The following is a 3,768-nucleotide window of genomic DNA, read 5'->3' as shown; positions in this document are numbered from 1 at the left end:
CCATTCAGATCATCCTGCGTCTCTGGAAAGCCAGCCGCTATCACCCCATCCGCTTTCTGGTGGTCCGAAACGTGCTGAACGATCAGACCATGGTCAACGACTTCCGTCCCTTCGGCGGCGCGATGGCAAAGCTCTCCACCAAGTCGAAGGTCATCGAGCGTTCGGATGGCAACGAGATCGATCTTGCCTTGGCGCTCGACAAAAAGCGCCGGATCGATACCTCCTTTGAAATCTACCTCGGACTTTATCAGGCCATCACCGGCCCGGAGGAGCGGCAGAAGCTGTTCCGCGAGTTCTCGCCAGATTTCTTCGATCTGATCGTTATCGACGAATGCCACCGCGGCAGTGCTGCTGAAGATTCCGCCTGGCGCGAAATTCTCGAATACTTCTCGTCCGCCAGCCAGATCGGCCTGACGGCAACGCCAAAGGAAACGGAATACGTCTCCAATACCGCTTATTTCGGCGAGCCGGTTTTCACCTACTCGCTGAAGCAGGGCATCAGCGACGGTTTTCTTGCCCCGTATAAGGTCATCAAGGTCCATATAGACCGCGATGTCGAAGGCTATCGGCCGGAAAAAGGGCAGCTTGATCGCGATGGCGAAGAGGTCGAGGACCGCATCTACAATGCCAAGGATTTCGATCGGACGCTGGTGCTGGACGATCGCACGAAGCTGGTCGCCGCCAAGGTCACGGAGTTCCTGAAGGAAAGCGGCGACCGCTATCAGAAGGCCATCGTCTTCTGCGTAGACGAGGAGCATGCTGCGCGCATGCGCCAGGCGTTGATCAACGACAACAAGGACCTCTGCGACGAGAACGCCCGTTACGTGATGCGCATCACGGGAAGCGATACGATTGGCCAGGCGCAGATCGGCAATTTCATCGATCCGGAATCCAGGTACCCTGTGATGGTCACGACATCGCGCCTGCTGTCCACCGGTGTCGATGCCCAGACCTGCCGACTGATTGTGCTGGATCGCCCTGTCGGCTCGATGACCGAGTTCAAGCAGATCGTCGGCCGTGGTACGCGCGTGCATGAGGATACGCAGAAATTCTATTTCACCCTCATGGATTTCCGCGGCGCGACCAGCCATTTCGCCGATCCCGAATTCGATGGCGATCCTGTGCAGATTTACGAACCGGGCGAGGCCGATCCCATCACCCCGCCGGATACGGGTACGCAGACCACGGACTTCGAAGACGGAGATCAGGACGACTACACCACAGAGCCGCCGACCGCTGGAGGCGAGGAGGTGACTTTTCCACCCGGTGACGGCGACCGCCAGAAGAAGGTCTATGTCGATGGCATCAGCGCCCGCGTCATCGCGGAGCGCGTCGAATATTTGGATGCCAACGGCAAACTGGTGACAGAAAGCCTGCGCGATTTCACCAAGGCGGCACTGCTCAGGCATTTCGCCAGCCTGGATGATTTCCTGAGGCGCTGGAAGTCGGAAGAGCGGAAGGATGCGTTGGTGAAGGAGCTGGCGGCTGAAGGCCTACCGCTGGACATGATCGCACGGGAACTCGGCATCGACCTCGATCCATTCGATCTCGTCTGCCATATCGCCTTCGACCGCAAGCCGCTGACGCGCCAGGAGCGGGCCGACAATGTGAAGAAACGCGACGTCTTCGGCCGGTATGAAGGCAAGGCGCGTGCGGTTCTTGATGCTTTGCTGACTAAATATGCGGACGACGGCGTCTTCTCACTTGATCGAACTGAGGTTCTCCGTGTTCCTCCGATCAACTCTCTTGGTACACCCGTAGAACTGGTGAAGGCCTTTGGGGGCAGGGATGAGTTCCGCCGAGCCGTGTTAGCAATGTCGGAGGCTCTGTACGAGGGGGCTGCCTAGATATGGAGATAATCGCAAAGGAGAGGCTTTTTAGCTTTACTGATGCGGGACGTCTTGCCAGCAGAACCTGCCTTTCCATTAGGAAAGACCAAGGTTGTAGGGTCAAGAGCTATCTCGATTTAGCGACCAAGGTCGCGAAACTGCAATATAAAAACCCCAACTACGTGATGCTATTTAGGGGACAACCCGATGACTATCGGCGTAGAAGCAGGGACAATCCAAACTCGGACTTTTCTACTCTCAAGCCGAACTTGTTTCGCGGAAGTCCAGCACCCTCAGCAACCAGGCTCCAGCGGAGATTTGATCGACTCGCAGTTGCGGAGAATCATCTCGTTGTTGAATTCGAACGAGTCCGATTCCCAGATTTAGAGCGGCTGCAGCGGCATCGGATTCTTCGGTGGTCGATCTTGCAACACTATGAGGTGTGCAGGACCCCTCTTTTGGATGTCACTCACTCTCTCCGAATCGCGGCGTCGTTCGCAACACACGAGGCACGGGGAGAAGCCTACTTATTTGTGCTTGGGGTGCCAAATATCAGTGGTGCGATAACGGCTAGCGCAGAAGCTGGATTACAAATTATCAGGCTAGCAAGTGTTTGCCCGCCCGCAGCTGTTCGGCCACATATTCAAGAGGGCTACCTTCTTGGTGAGTATCCCGATATGGGCGCTTACCATCAGAAACAGTTCTATCCTCATCACGAGATCGATTTCGGCCGACGAGTAGCGGCGAAGTTTAGATTTGATCCTGACGAGTTTTGGAGAAATACCGAGTTTCCGCTTATCGGGAAGGACGCTCTCTATCCCAACCGCAATGATCGGATGTATCAACTCGCCGAATCGATCGCGGCCCGTTTAACAAATGAAGATTGAATGCCATGTCAGTCCGTAACACCGTCAAGTCCATCCAGGATATCATGCGCCAGGATGCCGGCGTCGATGGCGATGCCCAGCGCATCAGCCAACTCTGCTGGATGTTTTTCCTCAAGATCATGGATGATCAGGACCAGGAACTGGAGCTGACCCATGACAATTACGTCTCGCCGATCCCGGAAAGATTGCAGTGGCGCAACTGGGCGGCAGACCCGGAAGGAATCACGGGCGAGGCCCTGCTCAACTTCATCAACGGAGAGCTGTTCCCGGCGCTGAAGACGGTGCCGGTCTCGGCGCAGCTGGGGGACCGCCGCCGTGTGGTGCGCGATTTGTTCGAGGATGCCTATAACTACATGAAGTCCGGCCAGTTGATCCGTCAGGTGGTCAACAGGATCAGCGACGTCGATTTTAACAGCCTGACGGAGCGCCAGCACTTTGGTGAAATCTACGAACAGATTTTGAACAACCTGCAATCAGCCGGCAATGCGGGCGAATATTACACCCCGCGTGCCCTCACATCCTTCATGGTGGAACGGATCAATCCCAAGCCCGGCGAAACGCTGTTCGATCCCGCCTGCGGCACGGGCGGGTTCCTGACCTGCGCAATCCGCCATATGGAAAAGAACCATGTGCGCACGCCAGACCAGCGGGAAAAGATGCAAGGCGGCTTGCGTGCCGTGGAAAAGAAGCCGCTGCCGCATATGCTCTGTGTGACGAACATGCTGCTGCACGGCATCGAGGACCCGAGCTTTGTACGCCACGACAACACGCTGGCCCGCCCGCTGATTTCCTGGGGCAAGGATGAACGCGTCGATATCGTGCTCACCAACCCGCCCTTTGGCGGGCGTGAGGAAGACGGCATCGAAAACAACTTTCCGACCTTCCGCACCAAGGAAACGGCAGACCTGTTTCTGGCGCTGATCGTGCGCCTGCTGAAGGACGGCGGCCGTGCTGCCGTGGTCCTGCCAGATGGCTCGTTGTTTGGCGAAGGCATCAAAATGCGGTTGAAGGAGCATCTGCTGGAGGAATGCAACCTCCACACCATCGTGCGC

Annotated in this window: 3 protein-coding genes; all 3 read left to right on the top strand. The window is 56.7% G+C overall.

Annotated features, from left to right (window positions below):
- On the top strand, positions 1-1,847 hold a 1,847-nt coding region (locus C9413_RS29350), incomplete at its 5' end, for a type I restriction-modification enzyme R subunit C-terminal domain-containing protein (RefSeq protein ID WP_170251292.1).
- Positions 1,848-1,849: 2 nt separating this feature from the next.
- Positions 1,850-2,716, top strand: a complete 867-nt coding sequence (locus C9413_RS34330; protein WP_039845242.1) for an FRG domain-containing protein — start codon at positions 1,850-1,852, stop codon at positions 2,714-2,716.
- Positions 2,717-2,721: 5 nt separating this feature from the next.
- Positions 2,722-3,768: class I SAM-dependent DNA methyltransferase (locus tag C9413_RS29340; protein ID WP_170251291.1), on the top strand; the 1,047-nt coding region annotated here is incomplete at its 3' end.

It is taken from the genome of Rhizobium sp. SEMIA 4085 (assembly GCF_013004495.1).
GTDB lineage: Bacteria > Pseudomonadota > Alphaproteobacteria > Rhizobiales > Rhizobiaceae > Rhizobium > Rhizobium gallicum.
Note: the sequence above shows the minus strand (reverse complement) of the source record. Positions and strands in the feature narration are given on the sequence as shown.